Here is a 19080-nt window from a genome sequence, read left to right as displayed (position 1 = left end):
CGGAACGGCGGTCGTCGCGGTCGCGGTCACGGCCACCGCCGAAACCACCGGAACGGCGGTCGTCACGGTCCCGGTCACGGGTGAAGGCCGGACGCTCGCTGCGGGCCTCGCGGTAGGACGGGGCGCGCTCCTCCGACTGCGGCGCCGCGGCCGGAGCCTCGACGACGGCCTCGGCCTGGGCGGTCTCCGCGCCGGTCTCCTCGGCCTCGGCCGGGGCCTCGTCCTCGATGCCCAGCTCGGCCCGCTCGCGCGCCGCACGGGCGGCGAGGCGGTCGGCCTCCTCGCGCAGCTCGGTGGCGCGGCGCTGCGCGCGCTCCAGCTGGCGGGTCATGTCGGCGAGCTCGCGCTCGGCGGCACCGGCGATGCCGGCCGCGCTCTCGGCCTGGACCTCGGTGAGCGAGCGGGCGCCGGTGATCTTGGCGACCTCGGCGTCGAAGGCGTGGTCCAGGATGTGGCGGCTGGCGTCGACGCCCGCGTCCTCCATCAGGCGGAACACGCCGCGGCGCTGGTGCGGCAGCACCAGGGTGACGACGGCGCCGGAGCGGCCGGCCCGGGCGGTGCGGCCGGAGCGGTGCAGGTAGTCCTTGTGGTCGCCGGCCGGGTCCACGTTGAGGACCAGGTCGATGCCGTCGACGTGGATGCCGCGGGCGGCGACGTCGGTGGCGACGACGACGTTGACGTAGCCGTCCTTGAAGTCGCCGAGGACGCGGGTACGGGCGCCCTGGGTCATGCCGCCGTGCAGCGCGTCGGCCTTCACACCGGCCTCGATCAGCTGCTCGGCGACCCGGTCGGCGCCCATCTGGGTGCGGACGAAGATGATCGTGCGGCCCTTGCGGGCGGCGATCGCGTTGGTGATCGGCGCCTTGTCCTTGGGCTTCACCACGAGGATGTGGTGGGTCATGGTGGTGACCGCGCCGGCCGACGGGTCGACCTCGTGGGTGACCGGGTTCTTCAGGTAGCGCTTGACCAGGGTGTCGATCTCGTTCTCCAGGGTGGCGGAGAACAGCAGGCGCTGGCCGCCGGCCGGCACCTGGTCGAGGATCTCGGTGACCTCGGGCAGGAAGCCCATGTCGGCCATCTGGTCGGCCTCGTCGAGGACGACGGTCTTGACGTCGGCCAGCTTGGCGGAGCCGCGGTTCAGCAGGTCGCGCAGACGGCCGGGGGTGGCGACCAGGACGTCGACACCGCGCTCCAGCGCGTAGATCTGGTTGGACATCGAGGTGCCGCCGCAGACGACCTTGAGCTTGAGGCCGAGGACCGAGCCGAACGGCTCCAGGGCGTCGGCCACCTGCATGGCCAGCTCACGGGTCGGGACCAGGATCAGGCCGCGCGGGTGCTTGGGCTTGGTGCGCTCGCCGTCGGCCAGGCGGGTCAGCAGCGGCAGGCCGAAGCTGAGGGTCTTGCCGGAGCCGGTGCGGCCGCGGCCCAGCACGTCCTTGCCGGCCAGGGCGTCCGGGATGGTCGCGGCCTGGATCGGGAACGGGGTGGTGACGCCGCGCTTGGCGAGGGCGCGCACGACGTCGTCGTGCAGGCCCAGGTCGCCGAAGGTGATCGTGGGCTCGGCGGCCTCCGCCGGCTCCTCGGTGGCCTCGACGGCGGTCTCGGTGACCTCGGCGGCCAGCTCGGCGGCCTCGGCGGTCAGTTCGGTGGTGTCGGTGGTGTCGGTGACATCGGCGGCAGCCTCGTTCGCGGGCATGGCGAAGCGGGCGTCGTCAACGAGAGACATGCAAAACCTTCCGGAAGTGGCACGCGCCAAAGTCCGGGGTTCTGTTTCACAACCGCCTCTATGCGGTCAGCCACGGATCGCCGGAACGCGCCAAGGGCGCCGGGGAATAGGGCGCCAATCAAATGAATCAAACGAACGATCTACCACCATAGACGAACCTCGGGATCAGAGGCAAATGCCCTGGCCAGCCCGCTAATGCGTACCCGCGTGCGGGCTCGGGGCCGAGGAACCGGAGCTGCCGGTCGAGGGCTCCGGGCCCGGCGGGACGGTCGCGGCGGAAGTGGTGTGCTCGGGCTCCGGGGAGCCGGACGGGCGGCCGCTCGGGGTGGCCGACGGGGTCCCGGCCGAACCGCCGCCGGAACGGCCCTCACCGGTGCCGCTGCTCCCCCCGGAGCCCGCCGTGCCACTGGCCGAGGAGCCCGGGTGGGGTGCGGGGCTGCTGTTCGCCCCGCCGGACGCGCCGCCACCCGGCGCGCCCTCGGGAGCGGGCGCCCCCGGCACCGGGACCACCCCGGCCAGCACGCCGTCCGCGCCGGGCGCAGGCGCTCCCGGAGCGGGGGCCGTGGCCCCGGCCGGCGCGTTCTCGGCCTGCAAGCCCCCCTGGTGCTCCGTGCGCCCCGACGCGCCCCCGGGGTGCCCGGCCCCCGACTGGGCCGAGGGGCCGCCCGTCGCCCCCGGCCTCCCCGCCGGTCCGGCCTGCCCGACCGGCGCGACCCCGCCGTGCTTCTCCTCCGCCGCCGGACCGACCGACATGCACCCGGTCAACCCCAGCCCGGCCACCGCCAGCACCGCCGCCGCCCGTACCACCGCTCCCGAACGCACCGAAGCCACCGAGCTCCCTCTCCACCGCCCCACCCGGGCCGCCCACTGGCGCGCGGCCGCTTTCGGTGCCCAACGCGCGCCGGGCGCACGGGGACACGGGTCGACGGCGCGGTTCTCGGTCGGCGAAACGTTTCTCGGACCCGGGAGCCCCGGCCCGGCCCGGGAGCCCGCGCTCAGCCCCTCAGGCCCACGCTCAGCCCCGGCCCGGCCCGACCGCCGCCGACCGGCCTCAGCCCCACAGCGCCGAGGCCAGCTCCGCCCCCGCGTACACCGCGACCAGCCCGGCCGCCAGACTGCCGGCCACGTTCGCCAGCGCGTACCGCCCGGCCCCGGACTCGGCCAGCCGCAGGGTCTCGTACGAGAAGGTCGAATAGGTGGTCAGCGCCCCGCAGAAGCCCGTCCCGACCAGCAGTTGGACGTGCGAGGAGGCCGCCCCGGCCACCACCGCCCCGGTCAGCAGCCCGAGCACCAGACAGCCGAACACGTTCACCGTGAAGGTCCCCCACGGGAACACCGAGTCGTGCCGGGACTGCACCGCCCGGTCGGTCAGGTACCGCAGCGGAGCACCGACCACCGCGCCCGCCACCACCAGCAGCCAGTTCACTCCGCTCCCCCGACGACACCGCCGACACCACCGACACCGTCGCCGCCCCGGCCCGCGTAACGGACCACCTCGCAGCGGTCCAGCAGCACCAGACCCTCCGCGACCAGCTCCTCCAGCTGCGGCAGGAACCCCCGCACCCGCTCCTCCTCGTCCACGATCACCACCGCCACCGGCAGGTCCTCGCTCAGCGACAGCAGCCGCGCCGTGTGCACCAGCGAGGAGGCGCCGAACCCCTCGATCCCGCGGAACACACTGGCCCCGGCCAGCCCGGCCGCCCGCGCCCGGTGCACGACCTCGCTGTACAGCGGCCGGTGGTGCCAGGTGTCGCTCTCCCCCACCAGGACGGTCAGCCGCAGCGCCGGCCCGGCCAGCCGGCTCACCGGGCACCGCCCCGGTGGATTCAGCCGCCGGGTCAGCGTCGCCGCCGCCCACACCGCGCCCAGCGCGCCCAGCAGGGTCAGCCCCAGGTACGCCAGCCCGGGCCCCAGCCGCCCGGCCTCCAGCAGCCGGCGGATGTCCACCGCGTACGTCGAGAAGGTGGTGAACCCGCCCAGCACCCCGGTGCCGAAGAACGGCCGCAGCAGCGGATGCGCCGGGCGCCCCTCGGTGACCACCACCAGGAACGCCCCGATCACCGCGCAGCCGACCACGTTGATCAGCAGCGTCGTCCACGGGAAGGCCGACGGCCCGGTCGTCCAGCCGAGCCCGGCCGCGTACCGGGCCAGCGCCCCGACCGCCCCGCCCAGCGCGATCACGGCCACCACGGGCCCCTGCCCGCGTAGCACCGGCGCACGTCCGGGCACCGGGCCCGCCACCGCACCGGCCGCGGGGTCGTCCAACGCGTCCTCCGAGGTCGTCACCAACCCATCAAACACCGGCGTCCACCGCCTGGCACACCGTCACCCCAGACCCGACAATGATCCGGTGGAGATGACCCGGGAAGAGTTCGAGACGCTGGTCAGTGACGCCCTGGACCAGATCCCCCCGCAGCTCGCCGCCATGATGGACAACGTGGCGATCTTCGTCGAGGACGAACCCGACCCGAACGACCCCGAGCTCCTCGGCCTCTACGAGGGCACCCCGCTCACCGAGCGCGGCGAGTGGTACGCGGGCGTCCTGCCCGACCGGATCCTGATCTACCGCGGCCCCACCCTGCGCCACTGCGACACCCGCGAACAGGTGGTCGAGGAGGTCCGCACCACCGTCATCCACGAGGTCGCCCACCACTTCGGCTTCGACGACCACGAGCTCGACGAACTCGGCTGGTCCTGACCCCACCGGACGCCCCACCCCCACCCGGCCCAAACCCGTTTTGGCGATCGGCCCTGCATCCCATATGCTTCTCGACGTCCCCGGGAACGCTGGAAACAGCCGAACGGACCACAAGCCCTCATCGTCTAGTGGCCCAGGACGCCGCCCTTTCAAGGCGGTAGCACGGGTTCGAATCCCGTTGGGGGCACGCAGTACCGTAGTAAAGTGCAGTGCGGCAAGACCGTTAGTGGTTCGCCACTACCAGGTCCCGTGGAGCAGTTGGTTAGCTCGCCACCCTGTCAAGGTGGAGGTCGCGGGTTCAAGTCCCGTCGGGATCGCTCGTCTCGCAAGAGACGGTGCAGTACGGCCAGGTAGCTCAGTTGGTACGAGCGTCCGCCTGAAAAGCGGAAGGTCGCCGGTTCGACCCCGGCCCTGGCCACTAGCCTTGACCAGGCACGATGCCCCTGAAGCGAATCGCTTCGGGGGCATTTTCGTGCCGGTTGACGCCAACGGCCCCGAATCGCGGCGCATCCGGGCGATCGAGGCGGGCCCCTCCGGCAACCGGCGCACCGTGATGTCGATCACAGAGTGTTGCCCTGTACGCCGCCGACCCGGCCCGACTGTCGGGCCCGGTGCTCACGCCCCCTGCCCCCCACCCGCGCTCTATGCTCCCCTTGGATACCAAGAGAGGTCGGAAGTCATCGAGCTCACATGGGGGGACATGCGGGATGCTGATCTGGCAAGGCACATACCAAGATCGACTTGGCACTGAGCAGGTCGAGTTCCACAACGACGGCTCGACGATTTGCGTCCGCATTCGTGGCGTGGACTTCGCGGGTTCGGACTTCAACTGCCTCGACCCCAATCCGGCGCAGCAGCTCGACTGTGACGCCTTCGAGCTGGACCTCGGATCACTGACCTCCTGCACGATGCAATGGGAGATCCCTCTGACCCTGATGGCCGAGGGCCAAGCCAGCGACGGGATGCTGCAGTGCCGGTTGCTGCTTGCCGCGCCCTCCTCGCAGCACCGCAACGGGCTGGAAGACCTCCACCTCACCCTGCTCTTCGGGGACACCCGAGTGGAGACCCACGACGCTCATCAGCTCTTCGAGACCGCCCTGGACGAGCTCCATCTCCAGCTGCCGCCCCAGGTATCCGTCAAGTCCTGCATCAGCTGCGCCTGGTCGGACTACAACCCGGCTGGCAATGCCTTGCTCGGCGGCATGGGTTGTTTCCGAGCCGACAAGGACGCCTACCGATCCGTCCGGGGCAAGAGCGGTATCTTCGCGCTGTGGTCCCGGGACACCCCCCATGTTCAGGAGACCTGGCTCTGCCCGGAGTATGAACGTCGCGGCCATGAGAGCACCGGGTACCGCGGCCCGTTTCCGTTCCGTCCCCCGACCCAAGCCACGCACCCGACCCAGTAGGGCCCCAAATCAGTCACAGACGGTCGATTTCGATCATGGCACCGTCGGGGCCATACATGAAGAACCGCAGAGGGCCCATCCGGCTGATGATGGCCCGCATTGCGGCCTCCTTCTCCTCGCGAGTCGGCCCGTGGGCAGTTCGGCGACGTCCAGATCGCCCTCGACCAAGGGCCGCGCGTGGACTCCTCGACCCTGCCGCTCGAACGCCGAGTGCGGCACTCACTCGAAATCGCCCGCGCCTACAGCGCACAGAACCGCATGGACGAGGCCTTCGCCCTCGTACTGGACGCCGAGGAGCTGGCCCCCGAGCAAGTCCGCTACCACTTCATACCCCGACACCTGGTGACCAACTGGGTCCGCCAACAGCGCGGCAAACCCAGCTACTTGCTGGCAGGCGTCGCACAGCGGATCCAGATCGTCGCGTGACGGGGCCGGGCGGCTACAGTCGTCGCCATGAGCGACTCTCAGTCCCACGAGGTCGTGGCCCAGCCCCGCACCGCCGCCGGCGTGCTCTTCTTCGACGAGGACGACCGCGTCCTCCTCGTGAAGCCGACCTACAAGCCCGGCTGGGAGATCCCCGGCGGCTACCTGCACGCCGGCGAGACCCCGAGCGAGGGCGCGGCGCGTGAGGTCAAAGAGGAGCTCGGCATCACCCCGCCGATCGGCCGCCTGCTCGTCGCCGACTGGGCACCCCACCCCACCGAGGGCGACAAGCTCCTCTTCGTCTTCGACGGCGGCGTCCTCCCCGCCGACGAGCTCAACAACATCACCGTCGACCAGGTGGAGATCGGCGAATACGCCTTCCACACCACCGACCAGCTCGACGAACTCCTCATCCCGCGCCTCGCCCGCCGCGTCTATGCCGCCTGTGCGGCCTGAGCACGCTCGGAGACGGTCTACCTGGAGCAAGGCGCGCCCCGCCCGTAAGGCCTATGCAGGATGCTCCCTTGCGATGCCGATAGCAGGCCTGCGTTCACAGCCGTGGGTGGCGTTCAGGCCAGGACCTCCGCCATCTCCTCTGCCTGCTTCAGCACGCGCTCTATCGCCGCAGGCTGCTTACCCGGCGGATAGCCGTGCTTGCGCAGCAGACGAAGCACTCGGGCCATGATCCGGTCCCGGGCCTGCTCCTTCATCTTCCAGTCGACTGTGACGTCCTTCCGGATCTGCTCGTAAAGCTCGTGGGCGATCTTGGCGAGGATCGTGTCCTTCATCTCCTCAACCACTGACGGGTCGGCCGCGAGGGCGTCGTAGAAGGCAAGTTCATCCTCGCTTAGGCCAAGCTTCTTCGCCCTGCCCCGGTCGGCCGACACCTCCCGCGCCAGATCCACCAGGAACTTCATGAACTCAACGGCCGTGAGCAGGCCATTGGTGTACTGGTTCATGGCGCGCTTCATTTTCTCGGTGAAGGTGTGCTGACGGGTGATGTTGTTCGGGTGGGCGTCCTTGATCTCCTTCATCAGTGCGCGTCGCAGTGCTGCGATGGCCAGGTTGGGGTGCTTGCTGCTCTGGAGGTCCCGCAGCACCCGGCTGTCTAGGTGAGATAGGTCAGGCTTGGTCAGACCGGCCGCGTCGTAGATGTCCACCACGCCGTCGGTAGCGACGACGGACTCGTTGAACTGGGCGATCAGCAGGCGTACGTCGGCGGCCGTGGCGAGCCCCTGCTCCTCCCTCTCATCCATGGCGTACTTCTCGCGCGAGGTGCGTACGGCCTCGAAGAAGCGAATGTCGGCGAGCAGATCCTGCACCCGCCGGTCGGTCGGACAGAGGGAGAAGGCCTGACGCAGCAGGTTGGCGTGGCGCATGAAAGTTTGCCTGCGAGAGGCCTTGCCGGGCTCCAGCCCTGGTTCTGGTGCGATCAGGAACTCCAGTACCTCCGTCAGGGCCTCTCGGTAGGCAGAAGGCCCGCTAGCGTCGCGGATGTTTCGCCAGGCGCAGTCGGCGAGGATCGCGTCGATGTGCTGGTGGCTCTCCCGTACGAGCTTGACGGCCCCATCGAGGTCGGCGCCGAGCATCGGGTGTTTCTGGTCCTGCGCGGAGTACTCGGCCAGGGCCTCCCTGATCTCACGAATCACGCCCTGGAAGTCGACGACCAGGCCGGATGGCTTTCCCGGCCAGGTGCGGTTGACGCGGGCGATGGCCTGCATGAGCGCCGCGCCTCGCATCCGCTTGTCGAGGTAGAGCGTGTGCAGCGGTGGAGCGTCGAAGCCGGTCAGCCACAGGGACTGAACGATGACGAGTTCCAGCTCGTCGTCCGCGTTGGTGACCCGCTCTTGGATCTTTTTGAGCTGCGCGGGGGTTCGGACGTAATCGGCGATCTCCGGGCTGTCCTTGGCGGGGGTGCCAGTAAACACCACCCTGATCCGGCCGGTGTTGTCCGTCAGCAGCCGGCTCTTCGGGTCGCGCTCACCCGCCCAGTCGGGTCGGCGGCGAATGATCTCCTCGAAGAGCCGGGCGGCGATGACACGAGACGCGCAGACGATCATTCCCTTGCCCCGGCGCCCGGTGAGCTTGACCATCTCGCTGCTGCGCGCGTCCCAGTGGTCGAGCAGCTTTCCGGCGAGTTCCTTGATCCGCTCCGGAGCACCGATCAGGTTCTCGTACTCGCCGAACTGCCGACGGGCCTTACGCTTCTCCTCCTCGGACAACCCCTCTATCAATCCCTCGGCGCGGGCGTCCAGGTCGTCTAGGTCGACGTTGGCGGGCAGGTCCACCCGGACCAGGTGCGGCTCGTAGAAGACAGGAACCGTCGCCCCGTCGTCCACGGCCTGGGTGAGGTCGTAGGTGTGAATGTCCTCACCAAAGACACCCCTGGTGCTACCGATGCGGGTCTCGATGGGGGTGCCGGTGAACGCGATGAAGGTGGCGTTCGGCAGTGCGTCGCGCAGGTTGCGGGCGTAGCCGTCGATGAAGTCGTAGTGGCTGCGGTGAGCCTCGTCGACGACGACAATCACGTCGCGGCGCGGGGAGACAAGCGGGTGTCGGACACCCGCTGCTTGCTCCTCTGGAGTGAGACGGAACTTCTGCAACGTGGTGAACACGACTCCGCCGCCACCCTCCTGCCGCTGGAGCAGTCGCCGCAATTGGCCGGCATCCTCCGCCTTCTCAGGAGCCCCGGTGATCTTCTCCAGGGTGCGGCTGGCAGCGAAGGTCTTGTAGAGCTGAGTGTCCAGGTCGATGCGGTCCGTCAGGAGGACGAAGGTCGGATTGGAGAGCTCGGGAGTCCGGGCTGCCTTGCCGACGTAGAACAGCATTTCCTCGCTCTTGCCAGCGCCCTGCGTGTGCCAGACGACTCCGGCACGACCGTCGGTGGCCACGGCGGACTCGGTGGCCCGGACTGCTGCGTTGACACCGATGTACTGGTGGGCCTTGGCAAGCTTTACCGTGTCGACGGCACCTGACTCCGAGGCTGAGTAAGACAGGAAGTTCGCGACCAGATCCAGGAAGCGGGTGGGCTCGAACGCACCGCAGATCATCCGCTCCAGCGCGCGACCGTCCTGGCGTTCTTCCTTGCGGAGCATCACATCGTGCTCGTCAGCATTCCAGGGGGCCATGTGCTGCCAGGGCGTGAACGGGGTGCCTATGCGGGCAGTGATGCCGTCAGAGACGAGGGTGACGAGGAGCGTGGCGAAGGTACCGGCTTCCTTCAGCTCACGCCGATAGCCCTGGAGCTGGTCGTACGCGGTACGGGCGCTGTCGTTGCTGTCGGCCTTCTTCAGCTCTACGACAGCGATGGGCAGGCCGTTGACGTACAGGACGATGTCGAAGACGAAGGTCCGGTTCTTGGTGCTGCGCACCCGTACCTGAGAGGCAGCCACGAGGTCGTTGCACTGCGGGTCGGCAAAGTCGACGGCTCGGATGGTGGCGTAACGCTTCTCGCCGGTGGCGATGTCGTCGTAGGGGATGCGGACGCCGCCGGTCAGGCGCTCGTAGAACCGGTGGTTCTCGCGGAGGTCGTTCCGGGTGTACCAGCGCAGCAGCTCGTTGACGGCATCGTCGGCGACGTGGTCGGGCAGGCGAGGGTACCGGTTGCGGATGGCCTTGAGCAGGCGCGGGCGGAGGACCAGATCGTCCCAGTCCGCCCGCACGCCGTAGGCGGGGCCGAGCTCCTGCCCCGGAATGTGTTGCCACCCGTACTCGGCGAGCAGTTCGAGCGTGTGCGACTCCAACTCCTTCTCGGTGAGCCGGTCTATCGGGGGCTCACCGATTGGCGGCTCGGTACCCGCGGTCATACGGCCTCCTCGACCGTACGGACGGCGTCCTTGACGTGGAGCTTTCCGGAGAGCAGTTGAGGGAGGAGGGTGTCGCGGAGTTCAGCGAGGGTGTGATTTTCGTGTTGCAGGTGGGCGGCCATGGCATCGAGCCCGGATAGGCGCTCGTTCACCCGATGGACCTCGTGGCAGGGGGGCAGTACGACGGGAACTTCACCCAGAATTGCCGTGTTGAGGTTTGGCATCGTCGCGCCGACGGCATGCTGTGCGATCCACTCCTGGATCTCGGGCTCGCCCAGGTAGTAGCTCATGAACAACGGCTCCGTAGCTGTTCCAACACGGACACGCAGACAGCCGGTGCCACAGAGCCAACCGGCCTCGTACTTCCGGACCAGGGCCCGCCGCTTCACATCACCACGACGGGAGTAGACGATGTCCCCCTCCTTCAGGAGGTATTTCGACAGTCTCTCGGCGTCTGCGGCAGTGATCCGCGCGATTCCTTCCTCCCCAATGCGGTTGTCGCCGATGTTCTGCGGCATGACGCTTGGAATTCCGGAGTCAACATAATCGGAGGCGTGCAACTGACTTCCAAACGGACCTGTTTGGATAGCTCCACCGCCGGTTGCGCATAGAGACCCGAGGGTCGTTCGTTGCCAGCCATGTGGCACAGCAGCATCACCGCGCACCAAGGATGTCACGCAGCCCTCGGTCCAGAGCTGGTCCATAATGGCTCGGGCGAGATCACTCGTGGTGCTGGCGATCCGATCGTTTACTGCGATCTTGTCATCCAGGGCACCGAGCACTTCGGCGATGGCGTCCTGCTGCTGACGTTCCGGCAGGCAAACATGAAATGCCTTCGCCTCAGGGAAGTAGACAGTTTGGTGAGTACTGCCGTGTGCAAATCTTCTCACCGTTTCCTGCTCGGCGAGGAGTAGATACCGGAGATACGTGGAAGAAATTTCAGGGCCGCATACCCAGTTGACGAAATCTTGACTGGTGGCCATAGGAATACCCATAGTCACGACATATCCCACTGAAGCTGTCCGCGACAAGCAAACAGTGCCAGCCGGAAGCAGCCTGGCGGAGGAATTAGCCAAACCTTCGACCGTAATCCACTGCTTGGTCTTAAAGATCACGCGACCGTGATTTCCCGTGGCATCTCGAATACCGATCCAAGGGACATCTCCGTTCCAGTATTCCGGCTTACTGCGACTGGGTGTATGGCCACTCTCCAAGCGTGCAACATCAGTGAGTTGGACCCACTTGAAGCCGTCGACTGTCGGGCTAGCCGGATTACCTACGCTCAGGACGCCTTGACCCGCAATCACCCCCGTGGTCGCTGGGCGGCCACCGGTTCTGGTTTCTGTCCTAGGCATCGACCCTCCCCAACTGCTCATCCACAACCTTCCCCAACCGCTCCGACTCCGCGAACTGCTCCCGCAGCAAGGCCGTCAGCCGTGCGATCTTCTCCTCCACCAGCTCCGCGTCCGGGTCCGCCTCCGCTTCGGCGACGCCCACATACCGCCCCGGCGTCAGCACGAAGTCGTGCTCGCCGATGACATCCAGCGAAGCGCTCACGCAGAAGCCCGGCACGTCCTTGTAAGGGCCGGCGCCCTCCACGTCCCGCCACGCACGCACCGTGTCGCCGATCCGGTGGACGATCTCCTCCTCCGTCAGCTTCCTCAGCGTGCGGTTCTCCATCTCGCCGAACTCGCGCGCGTCGATGAACAGCACCTCGCCCTTGCGACCGGGCGCCCAAGCCGAGTGCCGCCCCTTGCCCTCCGCCAGGAACCACAGGCAGGCCGGGATCTGAGTGGAGCGGAACAGCTGGCCCGGCAGGGCGATCATGCAGGCCACGAGGTCGGCCTCGACGATCGCGCGGCGGATGTCGCCCTCGCCCGACTGCTTGCTGCTCATCGAGCCGTTCGCCAGGACAACGCCGGCCCGCCCGCCGGGGGCGAGTTTGCTGATCATGTGCTGGAGCCAGGCGTAGTTCGCGTTGCCGACCGGCGGGGTGCCGTACACCCACCGCTTGTCCATGCCGAGCAGTTCCCCGCCCCAGTCGGAGATGTTGAAGGGTGGGTTGGCCATAACCACGTCCGCCTTCAGATCCGGATGCTGGTCGTTGCGGAAGGTGTCGGCCGGTTCGTCGCCCAGCTTGGCCTCGACCCCGTGGATCGCGAGGTTCATATGGGCCAGCTGCCAGGTGGTCTGGTTGAGTTCCTGGCCATAGACAGCGACGTTCAGCGGGTTGCCGCCGTGGGTCTCGATGAACCTTTCTGCCTGGACGAACATGCCGCCCGAGCCGCACGCCGGGTCGTAGACCCGCTCGCCCTGCTTCGGTTCCAGGACCTCCACCAGGAGCTTCACCACGCTTTCGGGGGTGAAGTACTCGCCGCCCTTGCGACCTTCCTTCAGGGCGAACTCGGCGAGGAAGTACTCGTAGACCTCGCCCATGATGTCCCGCGCGCCCGTGCGCCTGCCGTCCTCACCCAGCTGCTCCTGGAAGACCAGCCGGTCCAGCAGCTTCACCAGGCCGGCGAGGCGTTCCTCGTCCACTTGGCCGCTGTTGTAGATCTTCGGCAGGGTCCGGTTCAGCGCAGGGTTGAACTTCTCGATAGCGCGCATGGCCGCGTCGAGGGTCTCACCCACACTCTGGCCCTCGACTGTGCCCTTCGCCCGCTCCAGCACGCTCTCCCAGCGAGCGGTCGGCGGCACGTAAAAGATGCCGGAGCCGGTGTACTCACGGCGCTCCTCCAAAGTGGCGAGGATGTCCTCCTCGCTCCAGCCGCCTTCCTCCCGGAGCTCGGCCTCCAACTGGGCCCGCTTCTCGGCCATGGCGGCGGAGACGTACTTGAGGAAGACCAGCCCCAGGACGAAGTGCTTGTACCCGGCAGCGTCCAGGCTGCCGCGCAGCTTGTCCGCCGACGCCCAGAGCACCTTCTTCATGTCCTCGGGTTCAGCCGTCTTCTTCTTCCGTGGCGGCACGGGTACCTCACTTCTTTCCTGATTGTGATGTTCTTCGTCGTACGCCGTGCTAGATGGCACTGACGTGCTTTTCGTCGTCTCGCCGGACCAGGCCTCAGGCGCTGCCAGGTCTGCGGCGCAGCGCCAGGTCCCCGTCGGCGACCCCGGCCGCCAGCCGCAGGGCCAGGTTGTCCAGCGCCTCCAGCTGTCTGCCCACTTCCGCGCGCTGCCGGTCCGTCTCGGCCAGGATGCTCTCCAGCTCGGCAATCTCTTCGGGCGGCAGCCCTGGCAGGTCCATGTCCCGCACGCTCACCCTGCGGACCAGCGAGCCACTGCCGCGCTGCTGGTTACGTGGGGCCGCGAGCAGTTGCGCGAGCGGGTGGGGGAGCATCCATACTTCCTCAGGGCGCACCTTCCCGGCCAGAAGCTCCCGGTAGGCCGGGATCCTCAGCCCTTGCACCGGCGCGAGCAGTACACACCCGCCCGTGGCGTCCACACGCGTGCGTACCCCATGCTCGGTGAGGAGGAAGACGTCGCCGCGCTCGGTGGTCACAGCCTGGGGATACCGAGCGAGGTCTTCCAGCGCGATCCGGCGCTGCCCGAGCTGCAGCGTGCCGAGCATCTCCTCACGCCCTACGACCATCACTCCGGCGTCCCCGACATCCGACTCATGGATCCGGTGCCCGGCCAGCAGCCTGAGCTGGCCGGCCCGCAAGTGCTCGCCGACCTTGCGGTGCGTCATCGCACCGCCGGGGGGCCGTCTGGCGATACCAAGGTCCCCGATCCACCCCTTGAGCTGGGGCAGAGCCGTCGCAGCCTCGCGTCGTGCGTCCAAAGTGGCCGAGAAGTGGTCCAGGCCCTGTTCCTTCGCGGCGAGACGGTGCGCCGGCAGGACGGAACGGCCGTCGAGGAGGGACTCCCTCCTCGGCCCGGCGGCCGAAACGGGGAAGTCGCCTGCCTCTTCCGCCACCGGCGACTTTCCGTCCTCCAGCACTTTCGCCACGTGCGCCGGCCACGCACCGCCGACCCGGAGGGCGATCCGGTCGGCGTCGACCAGTAGCACCCGGCCCGGCTTCTGCGGTGTCTTCTCGTTCCTCAGCACGAGCAGCCCGTGCTCTGCGCCCGTGCGGTACGGGTGGATGCGGCGTGGCAACTGGATGATCGCCGCCACTGCGTCCCGGCTCAGCAGTTCTTCACGCATCCGCGCGTTCGGTGTCGGTGTCGCGCCGCGCGGCCTACTCAGGGTCCAGGACGGTACGACGACCAGGCCCCGGCCGCCGGGATTGATACGGTCCGCGGTTTCAAGGGCCCAACGCAACGGCCCTGTTCCGTCGTATTCCCGCTCCCCTGCGGCATAAGGCGGGTCAGCAATGACAACATCACCGGACGGGACGCCCCCAGGGCGCTCAGGATCCAGATCGAACTCCCGGGGCCGCAGGGTGTCCAGTTCCTCGGGACGCGCGCAGATGTCCACGGTGGTGCAGTGATGCGCAAAGAGCCGGTAGAGAATGAGCTTGCGTCGCAGAGGGTCGGGCTCCACCGCGACGACTTCGCCGCGCCCGTGGACATCGCCAAGGACGAACAGCAACTCCCCAACGCCAGCGCACAGATTGATGATGGTTGGGCGGTTGCGGTCGGAGGCCACTGGGCTGGCCAGTCTGCCGACCAACTCGGCGAGCGCGGGCGGCGTCGCATCCGTGATCAGGTCGGACTCCAACCGCTCGGTCAGGGCCAGCACCGCGTCGGCGGCGGCCCCAGGAGAACCCAATTCCTTTGTGAGCTGCCGAACTGCACGCACAACACGCGGATCTGCGGCTTCCGCGTCTGTCAGCAATTCTCCTGGCAGGGCATCCGTGTACCCGTCGCTCCCTTCGCCAGCCACGGCACAGACGGCGAGCGCGTCGACGATGAGCCGCTCCGTCGATCCCAGCTCGTGTCGCAGCGCCACGAGTTCGCGTCGCCTGAGACCGTGTCGGAATCGATCGCCGTATGTCGGGAGGGTGCGGTCCTCCCGGGGGCTCGCATCCGGGATCGGTCGCAAGTCCAGCCAAGCCGCGACGGCCTCCGCGTCGAAGAGGGGCCGGCTGTCGCTGCCTCCCACAGGATCAGGGAACGGTGGGCGCCTGTTCCTGTCCGGCTGAGAGGACTCCTTGGAGAATCTGCGCCGCCAGTTGCTGACGGTGGGCCGGCCTACTTGGGCGAGTTCCTTGATCTCTCCCAGAGAAACCAGTCCGGACGTCGCCTGTGCGCCGTCCCATGCCGTTTCTTCCGTCGTCATGTCACAACCTCACCGGCTCTTGGCCGGACAGCACACCACTCTTGCGGGCCAGCACCTCGGGCACCTGACTGTGCTTCTCGTGTCTCTCCGCCATCGGCGGAGAGAGGTAGCGCAGCAGAGCTACAGTCGTGCGGAAGTCCTCGTCGAGATGCCGGTGGAAGATGCGCTCCTGGTGCGCGATGCGGTTGCGTAGCGTACGCATACGGTCAAACTTGCCGTGCAGCGCTTCGCGACCGCCGCGGTGCTCGCGGAAGAGATGCCTCAGCGCAGGGTTCCAGTACTTCATCTCGTAGTTGCCGCCTCGGCCGCCCTTACCGAGCAGGCTGACCCAAAAGCCGAACGACAGCTGCGCAACCACGTCACAGGTCTCATAGGTGGGCTTGCGCCGAACCAGCTTCTCCTCTGCGGTCTCGATCTCGGCTCGGCCGTGACGGTTGGGCTCGGCCCGCCGTTCGTTCCACCAGTCCTGTCGGGCATACCGGCCTCCGAGCTGCCGGTGCAACTGGTTCCGCAGGGCCACTTCCAGGTCGCGAAGAGGACTCTGCAAGGCGCGCGCCACTTCCGAGTCCCAGGCATACAGACGCATGGCCTCCTCCTGGTCACCACTACACGTGTCCAGGAAGGGCTGAAACCTCTCGGCGGAGATAGCCTCGATTAAGCGCGCTCCGTCACCCTGCGTCATCATCGCCCTCTTTCGTGCAACGAGGGCACGTGATAGTGTCGTCGTTGTAAGCCTTGGAGTCCTGTCACCGCATCGCACACAGCCCGAGGCAGAGCCTGGTTGTTAGCCCCCGAGTCCGCCCGCCCAGTTCAGGCGGACTCGGGGGCACAACTGTTTCTAAGCCAGAGGCCATGCTCACAGAAGCAATGCTCTGCTAACTACGACCAAGAGTAGTGAATCCCCTCCCCACTCTGTCAACGTGCCCTGGTGAGAAGGGCGCTTCTCAGGATCACGCAGGCATCTAGACGGTGCCTGGACCGGTGGCGTACCGGTGCCCGGTTCGAGGACGGTGAACCGGTGACGGCTGCCCTGCAACGGGCCCAGGCGCGGACGCTGCTGACCCGCCCGGCAGGCAGCCGCACTTCGAGGCGCCCGTGGTGCTCCTGCTCTCCGCCGAGCTCCGACTGGAGCGCCAGACCCCGGAGACCGCCGCCTACCTGCGGACTCTCCTCCCGGCCTCCGGCAGCGCCACGCCGATCCCGGCCGCCGCCTACAGCGATTCCTAGACTCAGGTTCCTACGGACGAAACGCCGGTTGACGCCAGCGCTGACGCCAACCGGCCTGGGCAATGGCGTCCGACAGCGGACGTCTGCAGACTGCAAAACTAGGCAAAGCGGGTCATCTCACCACCCTGGCTTGGCCTGAAAAGCGGAAGGTCGCCGGTTCGACCCCGGCCCTGGCCACCATCGACGAAAGCCCCCGGAGAGATCACTCTCCGGGGGCTTTCGCGTGTCCGCCCACCGGGTACCGGGGTGACCAAGCGTCAGGCGAGGCGGGTGGTGAGCCAGTCCGCGGTGGTGGGGAGCCAGTCGGGGAGGGCGGTGCCGAGCAGGTGGTTGCCGTGCGGGACGAGCAGGAGCTCGGCGTTCGGGGCGTGCCGGGCCAGGACGGTGGCGTTGGTGACGCCGGGGATGCGGTCCTCGCCGCCCTCGACCACCAGCAGCGGCAGGGTGATCGCCGGGGCGAGGTCGGTCAGGTCGAGCCGGGCGGCGAAGGCCCGGGCCGCCTCGGGGGTGCCGCAGCGCTGGACCAGGGTGTCGGTGACGAACGGGGGCAGGGCGTCCCAGTCCAGCCGGTACGGGCCGCTGACCGTCACGGCGGCGCGCAGCCGCGGCTCGTGGGCGGCGGCCACCGCGGCGTAGTAGCCGCCCAGGCTGAGGCCGACCACGGCGGTGCGGGCCGGGTCCAGTCCGTCGTGGGCGGCGAGCGCGTCCAGGGCCCGGCCGACCACCCGGTGGTAGTCCGGCTCCGGCGCGCTGTCGGCGGCCAGGACGCCCTGGCCGGGCCCGTCGATCGCCAGCACGGCGACGCCGCGGACCAGCAGGGCGTCGACGAGCGCGTGGAACTCCTCCTTCGAGGAGTCCATGCCCGGCACCACCAGCACCACCGGGGCGGCGCCGTCCGCCGCCGGGCGGCGCAGCCAGCCCGCGAAGCCCTCGCCCTCGACCCGCCGGGCGTCCGGCTCCAGCAGCGCCAGTGACTCCCGCATCGCCTCGTCGGCGGCGGTGGCCAGCCGGGCGGCGGCGGCCCGGTCGGGGTGCGGCAGCAGTCCGGCGGCGTGGAACCAGCGGGCGGCGCAGCGGTAACCGGCCCCGGCGGTGACCGTCCGGCCCTCGGCGGCGGCCCGGACGGCCTCGTCCAGGTGGTGCCGCCCGACGGCGCCGAAGGCCGCGGGCCAGTCCAGCAGGGAGGTCAGCCCGGCGGTCGCCCGGTCGTACTCGTAGAGGTCGAGCCCGGCCCCGTGGGCGCGCGGGCGGTTCACCTCGACGAACGCGGGCAGCTGGTCGGGGGTGTCGAAGAAGGACATGGTGGATGGTTCCTTGTCTGGGTCAGGCGACGGTCAGCACGGCCTTGCCGCGGATCCGGCGGTCGCGCAGGTCGGTGAGGGTGGTCGCGGTCCGCTCCCAGGACGCGACCCGGCCGATCTCCGGGGTCAGCCGGCCGGCCGCGGCCAGCCGCACCAGGACGGCCAGGTCCGCGCCGTCCGGGACGTCGGAGTCGGCGTAGTGGAAGTGCCGCAGGGTGGCCGACTCGGGGCCCTTGAAGAAGTCGAAGAAGTCCAGCGTGACGGGCGTGCGGGAGGCCTGGCCGAACCAGACCAGGGTGCCGCGCCGGGCCAACCGGGCCAGCGCCAGCGGCAGGGCGGCGCCACCGGTGGACTCCAGCACCAGGTCGTACGGACCGCGCGCCGCCCCCACCTCGTGCACCACCTCGGCCGCCCCCAGCTCGACGAGCCGACGACCACGCTCGGGCGAGGCGGTGACCACGGTCAGCTCGGCCCCGGCCGCAGCGGCCAGCTCGGTGAGGTAGTGCCCCACCCCACCGGACGCCCCGGTCAACAGCACCCGCCGCCCGGCCACCGCCCCCACCGTGCGCAGCAGCCGCAGTGCGGTGAGCCCGGCCAACGGCAGCGCGGCGGCCCGGACGGCGTCCAGGCTGTCGGGCAGCTCGGCCAGCGAGGACGCGGGCACACACACGTACTCGGCCCACCCACCCGCCGGCGGATGCCCCACCACCCGCCGGCACACGGCCGGCCCCGACCCGTCGGCGGCGGCCTGCACCACCAGCCCGGCGACGTCCTTCCCCGGCCGCCACCCGGCCCGGGGCGCCTCCAGCTGGAAGGTCTCGCCCCGGTTCACCGAGAAGGCCTCCACCTTCACCAGCACCTCCCCGGGCTCCGGCCGCGGCTGCTCCACCTCCGCGAACCGCACCGGCTCCCCCGCCACACCCGTCGCCACCAGCGCCTTCATCCCCGCACTCCTCCACTCGGCTGCCCCCACCCCACCGCCCCCGGCACCCCCCGGTCCAACAACCACCCGCCCCCGACGACAACCCCCGGCTGTCACCCCCCGCCCACGCACCCACCCCCACGCACCCCCCACGAACCCACCCCCCCACGAACCACTCCAGGCGAGAGGGACGCGCTGCGGGAGGGGGCGGTGGAGGGGGTGGGTGCGGAGAGGGGCGTGACGGGTGATTTTCAGACTGCCAACGGCGGCCAGGCATCAGCAGACAGGGTCGGCAGTCCGAAAATCACCCAGCCCCCGGAGCACCCACCCCCGGAACCGCCCCCGGC

At 69.1% G+C, this 19080-nt stretch carries 15 protein-coding genes, 3 tRNA genes and 1 pseudogene; 8 read left to right on the top strand and 11 right to left on the bottom strand.

The window, feature by feature from the left end; all coding sequences use genetic code 11:
* From ABTZ03_RS15545 to crcB (ABTZ03_RS15530), 4 genes and pseudogenes are all read right to left on the bottom strand, one after another.
* A partial coding sequence (locus ABTZ03_RS15545; protein WP_350513472.1) for a DEAD/DEAH box helicase occupies window positions 1-1726 on the bottom strand: 1726 nt, incomplete at its 3' end.
* A gap of 1051 nt (window positions 1727-2777) precedes the next feature.
* Window positions 2778-3152, bottom strand: a complete 375-nt coding sequence (crcB, locus tag ABTZ03_RS15540) for a fluoride efflux transporter CrcB (protein WP_350513471.1) — start codon at window positions 3150-3152, stop codon at window positions 2778-2780.
* A complete protein-coding gene (locus tag ABTZ03_RS15535) occupies window positions 3149-3532 on the bottom strand; it encodes a DUF190 domain-containing protein (RefSeq protein WP_350513585.1) in 384 nt (127 codons plus the stop codon). The genes crcB (ABTZ03_RS15540) and ABTZ03_RS15535 overlap by 4 nt, the downstream gene beginning before the upstream one ends.
* 21 nt (window positions 3533-3553) lie before the next feature.
* Window positions 3554-4015 (bottom strand): annotated as a pseudogene (gene crcB, locus ABTZ03_RS15530) (fluoride efflux transporter CrcB); the annotation flags it as partial.
* A 67-nt stretch (window positions 4016-4082) separates the two neighbouring features.
* Between crcB (ABTZ03_RS15530) and ABTZ03_RS15525 the strand changes: the two are divergent.
* From ABTZ03_RS15525 to ABTZ03_RS15495, 7 genes are all read left to right on the top strand, one after another.
* Complete coding sequence (locus tag ABTZ03_RS15525; RefSeq protein ID WP_350513584.1) at window positions 4083-4424, top strand: metallopeptidase family protein; 342 nt, start codon at window positions 4083-4085, stop codon at window positions 4422-4424.
* Between the two features lie 114 nt (window positions 4425-4538).
* Window positions 4539-4611: transfer RNA gene (locus ABTZ03_RS15520), tRNA-Glu, on the top strand.
* Window positions 4612-4667: 56 nt separating this feature from the next.
* Window positions 4668-4741: transfer RNA gene (locus ABTZ03_RS15515), tRNA-Asp, on the top strand.
* 27 nt (window positions 4742-4768) lie between these two features.
* A tRNA-Phe gene (locus ABTZ03_RS15510) sits at window positions 4769-4842 on the top strand.
* Between the two features lie 289 nt (window positions 4843-5131).
* Window positions 5132-5830, top strand: a complete 699-nt coding sequence (locus ABTZ03_RS15505; RefSeq protein ID WP_350513470.1) for a DUF6304 family protein — start codon at window positions 5132-5134, stop codon at window positions 5828-5830.
* A gap of 99 nt (window positions 5831-5929) precedes the next feature.
* A complete protein-coding gene (locus ABTZ03_RS15500) occupies window positions 5930-6256 on the top strand; it encodes a hypothetical protein (RefSeq protein ID WP_350513469.1) in 327 nt (108 codons plus the stop codon).
* A gap of 27 nt (window positions 6257-6283) precedes the next feature.
* Window positions 6284-6709: an NUDIX domain-containing protein gene (locus ABTZ03_RS15495; protein WP_350513468.1), complete on the top strand. Its 426-nt coding sequence runs from the start codon at window positions 6284-6286 to the stop codon at window positions 6707-6709.
* Between the two features lie 113 nt (window positions 6710-6822).
* On the opposite strand, the gene ABTZ03_RS15490 is transcribed toward ABTZ03_RS15495, so the two are convergent.
* The 5 genes from ABTZ03_RS15490 to ABTZ03_RS15470 form a co-directional block, all read right to left on the bottom strand.
* A complete protein-coding gene (locus tag ABTZ03_RS15490; protein WP_350513467.1) occupies window positions 6823-10059 on the bottom strand; it encodes a type I restriction endonuclease subunit R in 3237 nt (1078 codons plus the stop codon).
* A complete protein-coding gene (locus ABTZ03_RS15485; RefSeq protein ID WP_350513466.1) occupies window positions 10056-11414 on the bottom strand; it encodes a restriction endonuclease subunit S in 1359 nt (452 codons plus the stop codon). Before ABTZ03_RS15485 ends, ABTZ03_RS15490 begins: the two co-directional genes overlap by 4 nt.
* Window positions 11407-13026, bottom strand: a complete 1620-nt coding sequence (locus ABTZ03_RS15480; protein ID WP_502894477.1) for a class I SAM-dependent DNA methyltransferase — start codon at window positions 13024-13026, stop codon at window positions 11407-11409. The genes ABTZ03_RS15485 and ABTZ03_RS15480 overlap by 8 nt, the downstream gene beginning before the upstream one ends.
* 94 nt (window positions 13027-13120) lie before the next feature.
* The gene (locus ABTZ03_RS15475; protein ID WP_350513464.1) at window positions 13121-15283 is read right to left on the bottom strand and encodes an N-6 DNA methylase; all 2163 of its coding nucleotides are present in this window, start codon (window positions 15281-15283) and stop codon (window positions 13121-13123) included.
* 1 nt (window position 15284) lies between these two features.
* A complete protein-coding gene (locus ABTZ03_RS15470; RefSeq protein ID WP_350513463.1) occupies window positions 15285-15869 on the bottom strand; it encodes a hypothetical protein in 585 nt (194 codons plus the stop codon).
* A gap of 512 nt (window positions 15870-16381) precedes the next feature.
* On the opposite strand from ABTZ03_RS15470, the gene ABTZ03_RS15465 reads away from it, so the two are divergent.
* Entirely contained in the window at window positions 16382-16510 is a 129-nt protein-coding gene (locus ABTZ03_RS15465; protein ID WP_350513462.1) for a hypothetical protein, read from the top strand.
* A 257-nt stretch (window positions 16511-16767) separates the two neighbouring features.
* Here ABTZ03_RS15465 and ABTZ03_RS15460 read toward each other — a convergent pair whose 3' ends face one another.
* Both ABTZ03_RS15460 and ABTZ03_RS15455 read right to left on the bottom strand, forming a co-directional pair.
* Window positions 16768-17811, bottom strand: coding sequence for an alpha/beta hydrolase family protein (locus ABTZ03_RS15460; RefSeq protein ID WP_350513461.1), 1044 nt, complete (start codon window positions 17809-17811; stop codon window positions 16768-16770).
* Window positions 17812-17833: 22 nt separating this feature from the next.
* The gene (locus ABTZ03_RS15455) at window positions 17834-18754 is read right to left on the bottom strand and encodes a zinc-binding dehydrogenase (RefSeq protein WP_350513460.1); all 921 of its coding nucleotides are present in this window, start codon (window positions 18752-18754) and stop codon (window positions 17834-17836) included.
* Window positions 18755-19080: the final 326 nt, after the last annotated feature.

Origin of the sequence: Kitasatospora sp. NPDC096077 (assembly GCF_040303245.1) — a bacterium.
Classification (GTDB): domain Bacteria; phylum Actinomycetota; class Actinomycetes; order Streptomycetales; family Streptomycetaceae; genus Kitasatospora.
Note: the sequence above shows the minus strand (reverse complement) of the source record. Positions and strands in the feature narration are given on the sequence as shown.